Below are 1,925 nucleotides of genomic sequence, written 5' to 3' on the forward strand. Positions count from 1 at the left end.
GATATCGTTACTTCAGGAGGGGATCCCGGAGGAGGAATTGAAATGATGACAGCAAGAGCAATGGAACCCCAGGCTTTCTCACTGGAAAAGAAAACCTTTAACCCTCCTCCAGCCAAAACTCCGGATTTACAGTTTTTCCCTACTTCTGAAGGATTTTATGATTATCAGAAAAATCAATATATTTACCAATATAAAGATCACCTAGGAAATGTCCGTGTGAGCTTTGCCAAAAACAGCACAGGCGTTCTTGAAATCGTGGATAATAATGATTATTACCCATTCGGTATGAATCATTTGAAAACAGGAAGTGCTTATTTTGGACAGGATAGCTTTAAAAAGTATAAGTACAATGGGAAGGAACTGCAGGAAACAGGGATGTATGATTATGGGGCGAGGATGTATATGCCGGACATCGGAAGATGGGGTGTGATTGATCCAAAAGCTGAACTTTTAGAAAGTTCCTCACCTTATGTTTATGCACTCAATAGTCCTATACTTTATATTGATAAAGATGGCGAATTGCCGATATTAATTAATGGTAGGGTTGCGGATGGAGATCAGGATAGAGCTAATCCAAGTTATTGGACTCAATCAATAATCAATACAATAAAAGGTTCAGGTATTCCTAATCCAGGTGGTCAGTTTCATTATGTAGATGGAGATAGGTATGCTGGTCAAAGTTTCTTCGGTGATTGGAGCATAAAAAAAGGTGGATATTTAGGAGGTAATACTCCAACAAATAGAATGCAAGCAGGAAGAATGGCTATGAATGATGCTGAATTTAATTCAATTCTTTCAAAGCTCGCAAGAGATCCTAAAACGGGTAAAATAATTGAAAAAATTCAAATATATACTCATAGTAGAGGAGCTGCTTTTGGTGCGGGTTATACTGAACGTTTATTACAAAAGATTAAAGAACATGCAAGTGAATTTGCAGATTCAAATAACGTTGTTGATTTTGTTTTCAACATGGCACCACACCAATCTAACTCTATTGATGCTCCTGATGGAGTGGATAGTTATTCAATAGATCATAAATGGGACGTTTTATCGGGTAATGATATGCAAGGATTAAAAGGAGCATTTAGATCTAATGAAAAAGTAAAAGGAGCATTTGGTTCTCACTCTATAAATTCTTTTCAAAAAGACATACAAAGTTTTACATCTGCCTTTTTGAAAAGTGGAAGTAGTAATCAGGTCATTAATAATTTTATTCAAGAAATGAAGAAAAAATATAATATAACAGTTACAGTTACTCAATAAATAATTAATATGAAGTCAATACTTAAATATATTTTTGTTGATATGCTACTAATGCTAATCTTCATCGTTTTTTGGTACTTTTCCTGCTTTTTATTAGGATATGCAAGTAATAGTGAAAAATATCAATACAAAATTTGGATATTCTATTCTATAATTATTTTATTACATTTTATTTTATCAGTAATAATATTAAAAAGAAAGAATTTAAATTTTTTATATGTATTTATTAATTTTTTTGCATATATTATTATAACAGTGTATTTATATAGTTATACATAAAAAACTGATTAATCCCTAAGCTGCCGCACGATTACATCGTGTGGTGAAGTTATAATTATAAAACCACTGCTTCAGCAGTGGTTTTTATCTTTTATCTCTTACTTTTCAAGCAGCTTTTCCAGTCTAGCCATCATTTCATCCTTTTCCTTCAGCATACGTTCATACAAAGCTATCTTTTCTTCGTGAAGCTTTTTAATTTCTTCAATAGGATTGATATTTTGTACTTCAATTCTATTATTAAACATTGCATTATCTGAAAATGTGCAGGAAATTAGATTCACAGCCTGTTCCTCATCAAAATTCTGAAAAGCTTCTACAGGAATTTTCAGTACTTCGGATATTTTTTCCAGCAGCTGGTTTTCAATGGTTTCCTTTTGTTCAAG

General features: G+C 32.6%; 2 protein-coding genes. One reads left to right on the forward strand and one right to left on the reverse strand.

All coding sequences use genetic code 11. From position 1 onward, the window contains the following. A partial coding sequence (locus BW946_RS20965; RefSeq protein ID WP_139326064.1) for an RHS repeat domain-containing protein occupies positions 1–1,263 on the forward strand: 1,263 nt, incomplete at its 5' end. Positions 1,264–1,640: 377 nt separating this feature from the next. On the opposite strand, the gene BW946_RS20970 is transcribed toward BW946_RS20965, so the two are convergent. Further along, a partial coding sequence (locus BW946_RS20970; RefSeq protein WP_076598020.1) for a transcriptional regulator occupies positions 1,641–1,925 on the reverse strand: 285 nt, incomplete at its 5' end.

It is taken from the genome of Chryseobacterium sp. RU33C (assembly GCF_900156015.1).
Classification (GTDB): domain Bacteria; phylum Bacteroidota; class Bacteroidia; order Flavobacteriales; family Weeksellaceae; genus Chryseobacterium; species Chryseobacterium candidae.